This is a genomic window from Enterobacter sp. CPE_E1241 (assembly GCF_045618265.1).
GTDB classification, from domain to species: domain Bacteria; phylum Pseudomonadota; class Gammaproteobacteria; order Enterobacterales; family Enterobacteriaceae; genus Enterobacter; species Enterobacter adelaidei.
Genome location: NZ_JBIWYV010000001.1, coordinates 1,668,261 through 1,682,021, shown reverse-complemented (window position 1 = coordinate 1,682,021; position 13,761 = coordinate 1,668,261). Strand labels below are relative to the sequence as shown.

16 protein-coding genes are annotated in these 13,761 nt (G+C 53.0%); 9 read left to right on the top strand and 7 right to left on the bottom strand.

What is annotated here, in order from left to right:
* The first annotated feature begins 58 nt into the window (after positions 1 to 58).
* Positions 59 to 388: a sulfurtransferase TusE gene (gene tusE, locus ACJ9Y9_RS08035; RefSeq protein ID WP_028019201.1), complete on the top strand. Its 330-nt coding sequence runs from the start codon at positions 59 to 61 to the stop codon at positions 386 to 388.
* Here tusE and yccX read toward each other — a convergent pair.
* From yccX to ACJ9Y9_RS08020, 3 genes are read right to left on the bottom strand one after another with little or no spacing between them, the layout of a single operon-like run.
* Positions 385 to 666 carry an acylphosphatase gene (gene yccX / locus ACJ9Y9_RS08030; RefSeq protein ID WP_028019202.1) on the bottom strand — a complete coding sequence of 94 codons (282 nt, stop codon included), beginning with the start codon at positions 664 to 666 and terminating at the stop codon, positions 385 to 387. The genes tusE and yccX overlap by 4 nt on opposite strands.
* Before the next feature lie 11 nt (positions 667 to 677).
* Positions 678 to 1,466, bottom strand: coding sequence for an AraC family transcriptional regulator (locus ACJ9Y9_RS08025; RefSeq protein WP_028019203.1), 789 nt, complete (start codon positions 1,464 to 1,466; stop codon positions 678 to 680).
* A 10-nt stretch (positions 1,467 to 1,476) separates the two neighbouring features.
* Positions 1,477 to 2,034, bottom strand: a complete 558-nt coding sequence (locus tag ACJ9Y9_RS08020; RefSeq protein WP_028019204.1) for a kinase inhibitor — start codon at positions 2,032 to 2,034, stop codon at positions 1,477 to 1,479.
* A 173-nt stretch (positions 2,035 to 2,207) separates the two neighbouring features.
* On the opposite strand from ACJ9Y9_RS08020, the gene rlmI reads away from it, so the two are divergent.
* On the top strand, positions 2,208 to 3,398 hold the full coding sequence (gene rlmI, locus ACJ9Y9_RS08015; protein ID WP_028019205.1) for a 23S rRNA (cytosine(1962)-C(5))-methyltransferase RlmI: 1,191 nt from the start codon (positions 2,208 to 2,210) through the stop codon (positions 3,396 to 3,398).
* A 60-nt stretch (positions 3,399 to 3,458) separates the two neighbouring features.
* On the top strand, positions 3,459 to 3,776 hold the full coding sequence (gene hspQ / locus ACJ9Y9_RS08010; RefSeq protein ID WP_008499919.1) for a heat shock protein HspQ: 318 nt from the start codon (positions 3,459 to 3,461) through the stop codon (positions 3,774 to 3,776).
* 36 nt (positions 3,777 to 3,812) lie between these two features.
* On the opposite strand, the gene ACJ9Y9_RS08005 is transcribed toward hspQ, so the two are convergent.
* Positions 3,813 to 4,226 (bottom strand): CoA-binding protein, encoded by a 414-nt coding sequence (locus tag ACJ9Y9_RS08005; protein ID WP_032666992.1) that lies wholly within the window; start codon positions 4,224 to 4,226, stop codon positions 3,813 to 3,815.
* 173 nt (positions 4,227 to 4,399) lie between these two features.
* Between ACJ9Y9_RS08005 and csgI the strand changes: the two genes are divergently transcribed.
* Together csgI and mgsA are read left to right on the top strand one after the other, a co-directional pair.
* The gene (csgI, locus tag ACJ9Y9_RS08000) at positions 4,400 to 5,062 is read left to right on the top strand and encodes a curli synthesis inhibitor (RefSeq protein ID WP_028019207.1); all 663 of its coding nucleotides are present in this window, start codon (positions 4,400 to 4,402) and stop codon (positions 5,060 to 5,062) included.
* A gap of 80 nt (positions 5,063 to 5,142) precedes the next feature.
* The gene (gene mgsA / locus ACJ9Y9_RS07995) at positions 5,143 to 5,601 is read left to right on the top strand and encodes a methylglyoxal synthase (protein WP_028019208.1); all 459 of its coding nucleotides are present in this window, start codon (positions 5,143 to 5,145) and stop codon (positions 5,599 to 5,601) included.
* Between the two features lie 58 nt (positions 5,602 to 5,659).
* Here mgsA and helD read toward each other — a convergent pair whose 3' ends face one another.
* Positions 5,660 to 7,714, bottom strand: coding sequence for a DNA helicase IV (gene helD, locus ACJ9Y9_RS07990; protein ID WP_028019209.1), 2,055 nt, complete (start codon positions 7,712 to 7,714; stop codon positions 5,660 to 5,662).
* Positions 7,715 to 7,837: 123 nt separating this feature from the next.
* Here helD and ACJ9Y9_RS07985 point away from each other — a divergent pair, with 123 nt between their 5' ends.
* Positions 7,838 to 8,284: a YccF domain-containing protein gene (locus ACJ9Y9_RS07985; RefSeq protein WP_023335159.1), complete on the top strand. Its 447-nt coding sequence runs from the start codon at positions 7,838 to 7,840 to the stop codon at positions 8,282 to 8,284.
* A 19-nt stretch (positions 8,285 to 8,303) separates the two neighbouring features.
* Positions 8,304 to 10,466: a YccS family putative transporter gene (yccS, locus tag ACJ9Y9_RS07980; protein WP_028019210.1), complete on the top strand. Its 2,163-nt coding sequence runs from the start codon at positions 8,304 to 8,306 to the stop codon at positions 10,464 to 10,466.
* Here yccS and ACJ9Y9_RS07975 read toward each other — a convergent pair.
* Complete coding sequence (locus ACJ9Y9_RS07975; protein WP_028019211.1) at positions 10,423 to 11,049, bottom strand: TfoX/Sxy family DNA transformation protein; 627 nt, start codon at positions 11,047 to 11,049, stop codon at positions 10,423 to 10,425. The genes yccS and ACJ9Y9_RS07975 overlap by 44 nt on opposite strands.
* 216 nt (positions 11,050 to 11,265) lie before the next feature.
* Here ACJ9Y9_RS07975 and sulA point away from each other — a divergent pair, with 216 nt between their 5' ends.
* Positions 11,266 to 11,775, top strand: coding sequence for an SOS-induced cell division inhibitor SulA (gene sulA / locus ACJ9Y9_RS07970; protein ID WP_028019212.1), 510 nt, complete (start codon positions 11,266 to 11,268; stop codon positions 11,773 to 11,775).
* 354 nt (positions 11,776 to 12,129) lie between these two features.
* Positions 12,130 to 13,185, top strand: a complete 1,056-nt coding sequence (gene ompA / locus ACJ9Y9_RS07965) for a porin OmpA (protein ID WP_108090330.1) — start codon at positions 12,130 to 12,132, stop codon at positions 13,183 to 13,185.
* A gap of 63 nt (positions 13,186 to 13,248) precedes the next feature.
* On the opposite strand, the gene matP is transcribed toward ompA, so the two are convergent.
* Positions 13,249 to 13,701, bottom strand: a complete 453-nt coding sequence (gene matP / locus ACJ9Y9_RS07960) for a macrodomain Ter protein MatP (RefSeq protein ID WP_008499929.1) — start codon at positions 13,699 to 13,701, stop codon at positions 13,249 to 13,251.
* Positions 13,702 to 13,761 lie beyond the last annotated feature (60 nt).

The window sequence follows — 13,761 nt, the reverse complement described above, 5'->3', positions numbered from 1 at the left end:
ATGCGGGGCTTTGTTTTTTGGTACACTGTTGCGGTTTTTGACTGACGTGTGAATGATTATGCTGAGTTTTGAAGGCAAAGAGATTGAGACCGATAACGACGGTTATCTGAAAGAGAGCAGCCAGTGGAGCGAAGCGCTGGCGGAAGTGATTGCAGAGAAAGAAGCCATCACCCTCTCCCCCGAACACTGGGAAGTGGTGCGTTTTGTCCGCGAGTTCTATCTTGAATTCAACACCTCTCCGGCTATCCGCATGCTGGTCAAAGCCATGGCCAATAAGTTCGGCGAAGAGAAAGGCAACAGCCGCTATCTCTATCGCCTGTTCCCTAAAGGCCCGGCAAAGCAGGCCACCAAAATTGCCGGCCTGCCAAAACCGGTGAAGTGTATTTAGTAGCGAATACCGAAATTAACGTATTCCCGACCGGGTTGATGCGGTTCTGTTAACACCTTATCAACCCGCGCGCTGCGCGGACCGCCCGCTTTCAGCCACGCCACCAGCTTATCGACCTGCTCCGCTTCGCCGCAGGCCAGCACCTCAACGCTGCCGTCATCCATGTTTCGCGCGTATCCCGTTAGCCCAAGCTCAATCGCTTCGCGCTGGGTGCTGTAGCGGAAGCCGACGCCCTGAACGACACCGTGAACCCAGGCGATGGTGCAGACTTTTGCCATTTTGCTTCTCCTTAACGTAGCGTTTTCGGTAAACAGCCATAGTGTTGCCGGAAACGGGCGGTGAAACGAGAACTGGAAAGATACCCACATTGTAATGCGATTTCGCCAATCGGTAATCGGGTTGACTGTAACTGTGACAGCGCAACGGCCATCCTCACCTCCTCCACAATCTGGCGAAAGCTCTGCGACTCTTCACGTAACCGTCTGCGAAGCGTCGGCACGCTCAAGGCCAGACGGCTGGCGATGTCCTGCGCGGTCCAGGCTCTGGCGGGCGACAGCATAATGAACTGCCGCACCTGTTCGGTCAGGTTAATATTTCGCTCAATAAGCAGCGGACCTGCCACGCCATCATGCAGCAAGGCAAGTAAAAGACCGAAGGCCTGATGCTTTTGTAGCGCCTCTGGTAAATCCTGACGCACGGCATGCAGCAGGTTATCCCACATAAACGCCAGCCCCTCGCTCAGTGGGGCACAGAGCGAATGTAACGTCGTACGCGGCCAGGATTTCAGATAATGCGCTTTAAACTCGGCAACGATCTCCGGGGACAACATCAGCAAGTCCGATCGAAACATGCCGTTCGCGGGCTGATTGATAATCTCCATCACCGTATTAGCAGGGATAATGATGAGCTCATCCCGTGTCGCCACCAGCCGGTTGTCATCCTGAACAATTACCTTACTGCCGTGCGTAATATGACAAATAGCCGGAAAAAAGAGTTTGACCTGATGCAGGCGATGCATTTTGCTGGCACTCACTTCACCCGCCGTGAGATATTTATGTCGAAAATGGAACTCCTGCACTCCGCCATCCTTATCTACTGTAGGTCGCTGTTAACTGAGCCTTTGCCAGAACGTGACTATTGATCATAAAGCCGACCAGCGCGCCGCTGGCATTTTTGTCGACGGGCAGTTTATCCACGTCCAGGGCCCAGACGGTAATCTGATAACGGTGAGGCTTGTCCCCTGCGGGTGGACATGCACCGCCGAAACCAGAATAGCCGAAATCATTACGTCCCTGCACAACGCCGGCAGGTAATTTCTCGCCGTTCGGGTTATCGGCATCAGCGGGCAGCGTCATTGTCTTCGCCGGGATATTGGCTACGGTCCAGTGCCACCAGCCGCTACCGGTGGGCGCATCCGGATCATATACCGTGACGGCAAAGCTTTTCGTCGCGGCGGGCGGATTTTTCCATGCCAGCTGTGGAGAGCTATTTCCACCGTGGCAGCCAAATCCCTCAAACACCTGCTGTTGCGCCAACCGGCGTTCGCCAGAGATATCCTGGCTGGTGATGCGGAAAGGCGTTGCTGCTAAAACCTGAAAACTCATTGCCGCCAGAGCGGTTATTGCGATTGCACTGCGCTTTTTCATGGGGGTTTCCTTTGCTGAACCGGAAGCCCTAAGGTAAAGCATGCGACAATGCCGTAATGTGCTTAAGCGATTTGATTTTGTGCCGAAACGCTCAACGGTATCCGCAGATGATTGCGCCTTGCTGAATGTGCTACTCTACGCGCCATTTCCTGAAATCGACAGAACAGCAAATTATGAGTGTACGTTTAGTGTTAGCCAAAGGGCGCGAGAAGTCATTACTGCGCCGTCATCCCTGGGTCTTTTCCGGCGCGGTTGCCCGTATGGAAGGTAAAGCCAGCCTCGGTGAAACCATTGATATCGTTGACCATCAGGGGAAATGGTTAGCGCGAGGTGCTTACTCGCCTGCGTCCCAGATCCGTGCCCGCGTCTGGACCTTCGATAAAGATGAAACCATCGACATCGACTTCTTCGTTCGCCGTCTGCAGCAGGCGCAGCAGTGGCGCGACTGGCTGGCAAAACGCGACGGACTGGACAGCTACCGCCTGATTGCCGGTGAGTCCGACGGCCTGCCGGGCGTCACCATTGACCGCTTTGGTCACTTCCTGGTGCTACAACTTCTGAGTGCTGGTGCTGAATATCAACGTGCGGCGTTGATTAGCGCGCTGCAAACGCTGTTCCCGGAATGCGCCATTTACGACCGCAGCGATGTGGCGGTGCGCAAAAAAGAGGGCATGGAGCTGACCCAGGGTCCAGTGACAGGCGAGCTGCCGCCTGCCCTGCTGCCGATTGAAGAGCACGGCATGAAGCTGCTGGTGGATATTCAGGGCGGCCACAAAACGGGTTACTACCTCGACCAGCGCGACAGCCGTCTGGCGACGCGTCAGTACGTTGCCAATAAACGCGTGCTGAACTGCTTCTCCTATACCGGTGGTTTTGCCGTTTCAGCGTTAATGGGCGGCTGTGCTCAGGTGGTGAGCGTGGACACTTCGCAGGAAGCGCTGGACGTGGCAAAGCAGAACGTTGAGCTGAACAAGCTGGATGTGAGCAAAGCTGAATTTATTCGCGATGATGTCTTCAAACTGCTGCGTAAGTATCGCGATCAGGGCGAGAAATTCGACGTTATCGTCATGGACCCCCCTAAGTTTGTGGAAAACAAAAGCCAGCTGATGGGCGCATGCCGCGGGTATAAAGATATCAACATGCTGGCCATTCAGCTGCTGAACCCGGGCGGCGTGCTGCTTACGTTCTCCTGCTCTGGCTTGATGACCACAGATTTATTTCAGAAAATCATCGCCGATGCCGCAATAGATGCTGGCCGTGATGTACAATTTATAGAGCAGTTCCGTCAGGCAGCCGATCACCCGGTGATTGCTACCTACCCGGAAGGGCTCTATCTGAAAGGGTTTGCCTGTCGCGTCATGTAACTTGAAAAGAGAAATATTGCCCGCACATAACGTGTAAGTCGTATTTCCCGGGAGGTGACTATGATTGCCAGCAAATTCGGTATCGGCCAGCAGGTCCGCCACACTTTGCTAGGGTATTTGGGTGTGGTCGTGGATATCGACCCGGAGTATTCTCTTGATGAACCGTCTGCAGACGAGCTGGCGGTAAACGCCGAGCTTCGCGCTGCGCCCTGGTATCATGTGGTGATGGAAGGTGACGATGGACAACCCGTTCACACCTATCTTGCTGAAGCGCAGCTGAGTAGCGAACTACAGGAAGAACATCCGGAGCAACCCACGATGGATGAACTTGCTCAGACTATCCGCAAACAGTTACAGGCTCCACGCCTGCGGAACTAAGCGTGTAAGAAAGCCCGATTATCGGGCTTTTTTTTATTACTTCGCCAGCCCCAGACGGGGGATTTCAATCGCCGGGCAGCGGTCCATCACCACGTTCAAACCAGCCTCGCGAGCCAGCACAGCAGCTTGCTCGTTAATAACCCCTAACTGCATCCACAGCGTTTTCGCGCCGATAGCGATGGCCTCTTGCGCCACTTCCCACGCCGCCTCAGAATTGCGGAAAACATCAACCATATCCACTTTCTCAGGTACGTCGTTTAGGGTGGCGTATCCTTGCTGGCCCAGTAAGCTTTTACCGGCCACCTTCGGTGACACCGGGATAACGTGATAACCCTGATCGAGAAGGTATTTCATGACCCGATAGCTTGGACGATCCGGTTTATCGCTCGCGCCCACCAGCGCAATGGTGCGCGTGGAGGTCAAAATCTCGGCAATATCGTTCTCTCTCATGGTTTGTCTCCTGGTTTTTTTCAAAGTGTACGCCAAAGCGCACATCTCAACCATCCATCCCATACAGATGTATGAGGGCAAAACCGTGAAATATGTCTATATGTTAGTAAAGATGATTTTCGAAAGATTTAGATACATTAATGCAACATCAGTATTTCTGACAGGAGCCTTCTATGAAAACCGGAATTGCCACTGCTGTGATTGCATTAGTGATGCCGGTTTGCGTCTTTGCGACCACGCTCCGGCTCTCTACCGACATTGATCTGCTGGTTCTGGACGGAAAAAAAGTCTCCAGCTCATTATTACGCGGCGCAGACAGCATTGAGCTAGATAACGGGCCTCATCAGCTGGTCTTCCGGGTAGAAAAGTCGATCGGCCTTGCTAATCATGAACAACGGATGTACATCTCCCCGCCGCTGATCGTCAGTTTTAATACCCGTCAAATCAGTCAGGTGAACATCACCCTGCCCCGCCTTGAAACGGAGAAAGAGTCTGCGGCCTTTGACACCTCGCCACGCGTTGAGCTGCTGGATGGCGATGCGATGCCCATTCCGGTGAAGCTTGATATTCTGGCGTTGACCACATCCCCTAAAGGGCCGGATTATGAGGCCGCAACCCAGACCTATAACAAAGCAGGTAAACGCGCATCGCTTCCCCAGTTTGCCACTATGATGGCAGACGACAGTACGCTGTTATCCGGTGTATCTGAACTGGATGTCATTCCTCCTCAGTCCCAAACCCTGACGGAACAACGCCTTAAATTCTGGTTCCAGCAGGCCGATCCGGATACGCGAGCCCGCTTTTTACAATGGGCGAAGCAACAACCTTCATCATAAGCCACATTTTTTTCGCCTTTCTCTTGCAGCGTCAGACAGTTCCCGTCATCGTGTAGCCAGTTAACCTGATGGATACGATTATGGAACTGACAACACGCACGCTACCTGAACGCAAACACATTGCGCTGGTTGCGCACGACCACTGTAAACAAATGCTGCTTAACTGGGTTCGCCGCCATCAGTCTTTGCTGGAAAAGCACATCCTCTCGGCGACCGGTACAACCGGTAACCTGATCCAGCGCGAAACGGGTCTTGAGGTCAATGCCATGCTGAGCGGCCCGATGGGTGGCGATCAGCAGGTAGGTGCCCAGATTTCTGAGGGGAAAATTGATGTGCTGATTTTCTTCTGGGATCCGCTGAATGCGGTTCCGCATGACCCGGACGTGAAGGCACTGCTGCGCCTTGCCACCGTCTGGAATATTCCAGTGGCGACTAACCTTTCAACGGCGGATTTTATCATCGAATCGCCGCAGTTTAACTCGCCGGTTGATATCCTTATTCCGGACTATCAGCGTTATCTGTCTGAAAGATTAAAGTAAATTTTAAGCCGGGTGGCGGCTACGCCTTACCCGGCTCACAAAAACAAGCCTGGCGACGTTACGGCTTGCGCACCACCGGCACATCAATATTCTTCAGAATATCAACAAACACCGACGGCTCTTCTTTATTGAACAGCAGCCACACGCGGTGACGCGCGCGGGTGATGGCCACATACAGCAAACGCCGCTCTTCGGCATCCGGAAAATCTTCCGGCATCGGCAGTAAAGCCTGCTCCATGACTGACTCACGAGCCGGAGCCGGAAAACCGTCGCTACCGTCTTTCAGCCCTATCACAATCACATAGTCGGCCTGCTGGCCTTTACTGGCGTGGATCGTCATAAATTCAAGCTGCAGTTTCGGCCAGCGCGTGGCCGCTTTCTCCAGCGCTGCGGGTTTCAGATGATGGTAGCGGGCCAGCACCAGAATACGTTCATCGGGCTTCGCATAGCCGCTGAGCTTGTCCAGCAGCGGTTCAAGTTGGTCATCCGCCAGCAGAGTGACCGCTTTTTTATCTCCTGGCCGCAGGCTATTAAGCGGCTTGGCCAGCTGATGCGGGTTCTGCTGGATAAAGCGATTGGCGATTTCACCAATACGGGAATTGAAGCGGTAGGTGGTATCCAGATCGCTACGATCGCCTTCGCCAAAATAGTGATGAAACGCGGTGGTTAGCGAAAGCTGCGCGCCGCTAAAGCGGTAGATGGCTTGCCAGTCATCCCCTACGGCAAACAGAGAGGTATGTTTATTTTGCGCCCGTAACGCCGAAAGCAATGCTGCGCGTTGCGGTGAGATATCCTGGAATTCATCCACCAGAATATGTTTCCACGGGCTGACAAAGCGCCCCTTCTCAAGAATGATAATGGCCTGATGGATAAGGCCAGAGAAATCGACAGCATTTTCCGCCTTCAGAGCAGTTTTCCAGGCTTTTAGCATCGGAGCCATCAGTTTAACCCGCTTTGAAAACAGATCGCGGATCTCCTCCGGCGCACTTTCAATCATTTCAGCCTGCGATCCGCCGTGCATTCGCATCAGACTTACCCAGCGGTCAAGTCTCGAGCCCAGTCGACGCGCCAGTTTTTCATCCTGCCAGAAACTGCCCTCAGGCACCTCCCAGTTGAGTTCTTCCTCCAGCCACTGACGCCATCCTTTTGCCTGCGCCTTTTTCTCACTGCACTGCTGGCGCCATGTTTTGATAAACAAAGCCTGACGCGCCTGCGTGTCGTTCTCCAGTTTACTCACCGCAGGCACTTTTTTGCTGCCCTGCTGAATGATGTACAACGCCAGAGCATGGAAGGTTCTGGCCGTAATATCCCGGGTGTGCAGGCGTTCCTGGATACGCTCGTCCATCTCCTCGGCAGCTTTGCGGCCAAAAGCCAGAAGCAGAATTTGTTCAGCGACGGCTTCCCCGGTTGTCAGCAGCCAGCCCGCGCGCGCCACCAGCACCGATGTTTTACCGCTCCCGGCCCCTGCGAGCACCAGCAAGGACTGCTCACCGTTAACCACTGCACGTGCCTGGGCGGGATTGAGTGGTGAAGATTCAACCGTACTGAAAAAATCGGCGTATCGGGTGAGCATTGTGTCAGTCCAGGCCTGGTTATGGGCGAACCGGCTCTTATCCATATCGCTTAGCCAGGCCTGACACTGACGCCAGGCATCGCGGCAATTGTCGAACTCATCGAGACGCGTCACGGATACCGGCAGCGCGGAGAGCGCCTGCCTGATTTTTTGCTGTAACCCGGCGGTCTGCTGGCGGGTAAGCCATGTTTGCTGCGCGTTGCTTTGCGCGATATCATCCAGCACCTGCTGCAGTACCTGGGCGGCAATCACGCTCATGTCCTGGCTCCACTGTTGCCAGAGCGCATTCAGATGATGATGGAAACGCTGGGTCTCCACCCACTCGGTGCCGTGAAGACGCACGACTTTATCATCAGGCAGAACGAACTCTAGTTCCCCCCACACCAGCCCACGTTTGCAGTGGATAGCCAGAAGTTGATTAAACGGAATAAGGTATTCATGGCGTTCTCCGGAGACTTTCACCCCGGCATTGAGGAGAACAACCCTGTCATAGGGGTGTTGCGCCAGGCGTTTGCCTAATGAAGTTGCTTTAAGTTCCATGTCCCGCCAAATCCACGAAGAGATAATTTACCTGACAGTTTAACTGCCAGTTTTAAGGTGCTCCAGCCTAAAAAAACGTTACAATCATCAGGCGTTAATTTTATCGAAAGGAAGTGAGGATTTATGCGTACCGTTCTGAATGTGTTGAATTTTGTACTGGGGGGTTTTGCCACCACCCTTTCCTGGCTTTTTGCCACGCTGGTGAGCATCGTCCTGATTTTCACACTCCCTCTGACCCGCTCATGCTGGGAAATCACCAAACTCTCCTTCATCCCGTATGGAAATGAAGCCATCCACGTTGACGAGCTGAATCCCGAGAGCAAAAACGCGTTGATGAACACGGGCGGCACCCTGCTCAACATTCTGTGGCTGATATTCTTCGGCTGGTGGCTGTGCATCATGCATATTTTTGCGGGTATTGCCCAGTGCATCACGATTATTGGTATTCCGGTCGGGATCGCGAACTTTAAAATCGCCGCGATCGCCCTTTGGCCCGTCGGGCGCAGGGTTGTTCCGGTTGAAGTGGCTCAGGCAGCACGTGAAGCAAATGCTCGTCGTCGTTTTCAGTAAATAAGGACTGGCCGCGCTTATGCTAAGCCCACTGCTTCGCCGTTATACCTGGAACAGCACCTGGCTTTATAACGTCAGGATTTTTATCGCGCTTTGCGGCACGGTAGCTCTGCCGTGGTGGTTGAATGATGTCAAGCTCACCATTCCGCTCACGCTGGGGGTGGTTGCGGGGGCGCTGGCGGATCTGGACGATCGTCTGGCCGGACGTTTGCGTAACCTGGTGATTACGCTGGTCTGTTTTTTTATTGCGTCCGCTTCCGTTGAGTTGCTCTTTCCGTGGCCCTGGCTGTTTGCCCTGGGTCTTACGCTCTCAACCAGTGGCTTTATTTTGCTGGGCGGCCTTGGGCAGCGCTATGCCACCATCGCGTTTGGTGCATTGCTGATCGCCATTTACACCATGCTGGGCGTTTCCCTGTACGACCAGTGGTACCAGCAGCCGGTTCTGCTGTTGCTGGGCGCCATCTGGTATAACCTGCTGACGCTAACCGGTCATCTGATCTTCCCGGTACGCCCTCTGCAGGATAACCTTGCCCGCAGCTATGAACAGTTAGCTCACTATCTGGAGCTAAAATCCCGGCTTTTCGACCCGGATATCGAGGAAGAAAGCCAGGCCCCGCTCTACGATCTGGCTCTGGCAAACGGCCAACTGGTTGCCACCCTTAACCAGACCAAAGCGTCACTGCTTACCCGTCTGCGCGGCGATCGCGGCCAGCGTGGGACGCGAAGAACCTTACACTACTACTTTGCCGCCCAGGATATACATGAGCGTGCCAGCTCCTCGCATGTTCAGTATGCCGCCCTGCGAGAAAAGTTTCGCTACAGCGACGTGATGTTCCGCTTCCAGCGTCTGCTGTCCATGCAGTCCCAGGCATGCCAGCAGCTCGCACGCTCTATTCTGCTGCGCACGCCTTATCAACATGACCCCCGTTTTGAACGTGTGTTTAGCCATCTTGATGCAGCCATTGACCGCGTTCAGGCCAGCGGAACATCACCGGAACATATTAAAGCTCTGGGATATCTGCTGAATAACCTGCGGGCGATAGATGCTCAGCTGGCGACCATTGAGTCAGAACAGGCGATGGCGCTACCCGGTAGTGATGCGGAAAATCAGCTTGCGGATGACAGCGTCCACAGTTTTAGCGATATGTGGCTGCGGCTGAGCCGCAACTTTACGCCGGAGTCGGCTCTCTTTCGCCACGCGGTGAGAATGTCGCTGGTATTGTGCGTCGGTTATGCCTTTATCCAGATAACCGGGTTGCAACATGGCTACTGGATCCTGTTGACAAGCCTGTTCGTTTGCCAGCCGAACTACAATGCCACCCGACACCGCCTTGCGCTGCGTATTCTCGGCACGCTGGTCGGTGTCGCCATTGGACTGCCGGTCCTCTATTTCGTGCCGTCCGTTGAAGGCCAACTGATCCTGATCGTGATCACCGGTGTGTTGTTCTTCGCCTTTCGCAATGTGCAGTACGCCCATGCCACCATGTTCATCACGCTGCTGGTTCTGCTCTGCTTTAACCTGCTGGGTGAAGGGTTTGAAGTCGCCCTGCCCCGCGTGATTGACACCCTGATTGGCTGTGCGATCGCCTGGGCGGCTGTCAGCTTTATCTGGCCAGACTGGCGTTTCCGTAATTTGCCGCGCGTGTTAGACCGGGCTATGAATGCCAACTGCCGGTATCTTGATGCCATCCTTGAACAGTACCATCAGGGCCGCGATAACCGTCTGGCTTACCGGATCGCACGCCGGGATGCGCACAACAGCGATGCAGAACTGGCCTCGGTTGTCTCTAACATGTCAACGGAGCCTCGTGCCACCGCAGAAATTCGTGAGACGGCATTCCGCCTGCTCTGTCTGAATCATACCTTTACCAGCTATATTTCTACGCTGGGTGCCCACCGTGAGAAACTCACCAACCCGGGTATCCTCGCCTTGCTGGATGACGCAGTCTGTTATGTCGATGACGCACTTCATCACCGGCCAGCCGATGAACCGCGTGTTCAACAGGCTCTGGATGAACTGGCTCAACGCATTGCCCATCTTGATCCAGGAAACGACAGCAAAGCGCCACTGGTTCTTCAGCAAATTGGTCTGCTTATCGCTCTGCTGCCAGAAATTTGCCGACTGCAACAGCAAATCGCTACCTGGAGGAGTGATTCTCCTGTGGCTCAGGCAGCGCATTAAACCACTCCGTCAGCTCCCGGCGTATTCCCGCCGGGAGTGCCGCTTCATGAAGTCCCTCAATGGCACCTTCCAGCGCGAAAAGCACTTTAATACTGAGTGCTTTATTTCTTGCCCGCATCTTCAGCCAGCTCGCTTTCGCACCAAGCGTCCGAAGCGTTTCTTCATCGGTAATACCCGCTTCAAAAAGCAAGACTTCAAGCTGAAACGTCAGGTTTGGGAGATCCTTAAGCCGGTTTCGTTGATGACGCTGAGAGCGTTCTTTTCTCGCCGCTCTCAGTGCGAACGAGGAGAGCTGAAGCAGCCGCTCTCTGTCCTGCCACAATCCGTCATCCACGCGATAATAGTTCAGAAGCACTGGACGCCCCCGTTTCATGAGTGTCAAAAACGAGGCGGCATTCTTTACACAGTATTTCGCACTTTCCTCACAGGCGCGGAGGTAGAGTTCTCCCTCTGACACCATGGCAAAGACTGCATCATCCACTGCCAGGGTATAGCCTCCGAACAGTGCCCGATGTTGAATGTCCCCCAGCGGAGACAGATATTCCTGGGATTTATAGATCCGTTCATAAGATATCTTTTTCATGATATTTCCTTATAAATCAAAAATTAACAACGATGTTTCTTACTAGCGGATCCGTTAGCAGGAAAATAGGCAACTTATCGCTGTTGGGCAAGATGATTTTTCAAGGGGCATCAATATTGAATGAATTTTGCGAGTCGCTTTCCGAAAATGAGGTTGATCTTTATGCATACAGGGGTTACTGTATATTCATACAGTAACTACAGGGCTGGAATGAATATGCACACTTCAAGCTATGCAAATCGCTCAACCTTTATCACTTCTACCGCTGGCAACGTAGCGCAGAACACCGTCGGCAGTGTTTCGACAGGGCTTATCAGCGAAGTGGTTTATCGTGAGGATCAGCCTCTGTTAACTCAACTACTGCTGCTGCCGTTATTACAGCAGCTTGGCCAGCAGTCTCGCTGGCAGCTTTGGCTGACGCCGCAGCAAAAACTGAGCCGGGAATGGGTTCAGTCCGCTGGCCTTCCGCTGGCAAAGGTCATGCAAATTAATCAACTTTCTCCTTGCGATACTGTTGAGTCGATGATCCGGGCTTTACGCACCGGAAATTACAGTGTAGTGATTGGATGGTTACCAGAGGAATTGACGGAAGAGGAACACTTTCGTCTGACTGAAGCGGCTGAAGAAGGGAATGCGATCGGGTTTATAATGCGCCCGGTTCGTCCAGATTCTTACCGCAGAGGACAACTTTCTGGGCTAAAAATTCACTCAAATTTGTATCATTGAGTGAAATTAGGATTTTTCCTGGAATTTTTTTCGACCACAAGATGTGCTTTTAGTTCCCGACCACAAAATTGCGGCAAGGCTTGTCTGGTGCGGTTCTCCTTAATTTTATTGCACAAAATTCGCGCGAAAAATGTTAAATAATAGGTATACGGAACTTTTTTTTTCATATGCCTGACGGACTTCACACTTGTAAGTTTTCAGCTACGTTGTAGACTTTACATCGCCGGGGGGTGCTCGGCCTAAGCCGAAGATATCGGTAGATTTATATTTGACCACGCCCCCGGTGAAGGATTTAACCGTGATTCTCTTTTGAGACTATCATGGCGAATTTTGGATGATAACGAGGCGCAAAAAATGAAAAAGACAGCTATCGCGATTGCAGTGGCACTGGCTGGCTTCGCTACCGTAGCGCAGGCCGCTCCGAAAGATAATACCTGGTATGCAGGTGGTAAACTGGGTTGGTCTCAGTTCCACGACACCGGCTGGTACAACAGCAAACTGAACAACGATGGCCCGACTCACGAGAGCCAGCTTGGTGCAGGTGCGTTCGGTGGCTATCAGGTTAACCCGTATGTTGGTTTTGAAATGGGTTACGACTGGTTAGGTCGTATGCCATACAAAGGCGACACCGTAAACGGCGCTTTCAAAGCACAGGGCGTTCAGCTGACCGCTAAACTGGGTTACCCAGTAACTGACGATCTGGACGTGTACACCCGTCTGGGCGGCATGGTATGGCGCGCTGACTCCAGCAACAACCAGACTGGCAGCGACCATGACACCGGTGTTTCCCCAGTATTCGCTGGTGGCGTTGAGTGGGCTATGACCCGTGATATCGCTACCCGTCTGGAATACCAGTGGGTTAACAACATCGGCGACGCTGGCACCGTTGGTGTTCGTCCTGACAACGGCATGCTGAGCGTAGGTGTTTCCTACCGTTTCGGCCAGCAGGAAGAAGCAGCACCAGTTGTTGCTCCAGCGCCGGCTCCAGCTCCAGAAGTACAGACCAAGCACTTCACTCTGAAGTCTGACGTTCTGTTCAACTTCAACAAGGCAACTCTGAAACCAGAAGGCCAGCAGGCACTGGATCAGCTGTACTCTCAGCTGAGCAACCTGGATCCTAAAGACGGTTCTGTAGTGGTTCTGGGCTTCACCGACCGTATCGGTTCTGACGCTTACAACCAGAAACTGTCTGAGAAACGTGCTCAGTCTGTTGTTGATTACCTGATCTCTAAAGGTATCCCAGCTAACAAGATCTCCCCACGTGGTATGGGTGAATCTAACCCAGTTACTGGCAACACCTGTGACAACGTGAAAGCTCGCGCTGCACTGATCGACTGCCTGGCTCCAGATCGTCGCGTTGAGATCGAAGTTAAAGGCATCAAAGACGTTGTAACTCAGCCAGCGGCATAAGTTATCGTCTTATAAAAAAACCCCGCAATGCGGGGTTTTTTATTATCTGAAGAAAACAAAAGTCTATTTTTTGCCCAACAATGCCTGAAGGTCATTCTTCAGCGTCGACATCTGGTTAGCGTACTTCTCTTTATGCTCCGCATCCTCAATCAACTGCACAATCGTTTCCGACAGCGTTTTACCACGCCGTTGTGCCAGCCCCGCCAGGCGCTGCCAGACCACGAACTCAAGGTCGATTGATTTTTTGCGAGTATGCTGATGCTCCGCATTAAAATGTCGTTTGCGTCGCGCGCGGATAGTTTGCTTCATTCGGTTCAACAACGCAGGATTGATGTGCTTCTCAATCCAGCCGTTAACCTGTACCGGTTCATTTTCGAGTGTCAGCAAAATATCCACGGCTTCTTGCGCAGCGCTGGCTTCGATGTAGCAGGTGATCAACTCCCCTTCACGGTGCTTTTTGACCAGGTACTTCCATTTCCAGCCGCTTTCGAGATTTTCCAGTTGTTGATATTTCATTGCGATCTCAGTGTTACCACGTAACTCTGTTCAGAATATCAGTTTTTTAGCAATCTGCTG

What these genes read in the sequence shown, in the direction of transcription:
- tusE (WP_028019201.1), top strand. Translation starts at nt 59, where the DNA reads ATGCTGAGTTTTGAAGGCAAAGAGATTGAGACCGATAACGACGGTTAT.
- yccX (WP_028019202.1), bottom strand. Translation starts at nt 666, where the DNA reads ATGGCAAAAGTCTGCACCATCGCCTGGGTTCACGGTGTCGTTCAGGGC.
- ACJ9Y9_RS08020 (WP_028019204.1), bottom strand. Translation starts at nt 2,034, where the DNA reads ATGAAAAAGCGCAGTGCAATCGCAATAACCGCTCTGGCGGCAATGAGT.
- rlmI (WP_028019205.1), top strand. Translation starts at nt 2,208, where the DNA reads ATGAGTGTACGTTTAGTGTTAGCCAAAGGGCGCGAGAAGTCATTACTG.
- hspQ (WP_008499919.1), top strand. Translation starts at nt 3,459, where the DNA reads ATGATTGCCAGCAAATTCGGTATCGGCCAGCAGGTCCGCCACACTTTG.
- ACJ9Y9_RS08005 (WP_032666992.1), bottom strand. Translation starts at nt 4,226, where the DNA reads ATGAGAGAGAACGATATTGCCGAGATTTTGACCTCCACGCGCACCATT.
- csgI (WP_028019207.1), top strand. Translation starts at nt 4,400, where the DNA reads ATGAAAACCGGAATTGCCACTGCTGTGATTGCATTAGTGATGCCGGTT.
- mgsA (WP_028019208.1), top strand. Translation starts at nt 5,143, where the DNA reads ATGGAACTGACAACACGCACGCTACCTGAACGCAAACACATTGCGCTG.
- helD (WP_028019209.1), bottom strand. Translation starts at nt 7,714, where the DNA reads ATGGAACTTAAAGCAACTTCATTAGGCAAACGCCTGGCGCAACACCCC.
- ACJ9Y9_RS07985 (WP_023335159.1), top strand. Translation starts at nt 7,838, where the DNA reads ATGCGTACCGTTCTGAATGTGTTGAATTTTGTACTGGGGGGTTTTGCC.
- yccS (WP_028019210.1), top strand. Translation starts at nt 8,304, where the DNA reads ATGCTAAGCCCACTGCTTCGCCGTTATACCTGGAACAGCACCTGGCTT.
- ACJ9Y9_RS07975 (WP_028019211.1), bottom strand. Translation starts at nt 11,049, where the DNA reads ATGAAAAAGATATCTTATGAACGGATCTATAAATCCCAGGAATATCTG.
- sulA (WP_028019212.1), top strand. Translation starts at nt 11,266, where the DNA reads ATGCACACTTCAAGCTATGCAAATCGCTCAACCTTTATCACTTCTACC.
- ompA (WP_108090330.1), top strand. Translation starts at nt 12,130, where the DNA reads ATGAAAAAGACAGCTATCGCGATTGCAGTGGCACTGGCTGGCTTCGCT.
- matP (WP_008499929.1), bottom strand. Translation starts at nt 13,701, where the DNA reads ATGAAATATCAACAACTGGAAAATCTCGAAAGCGGCTGGAAATGGAAG.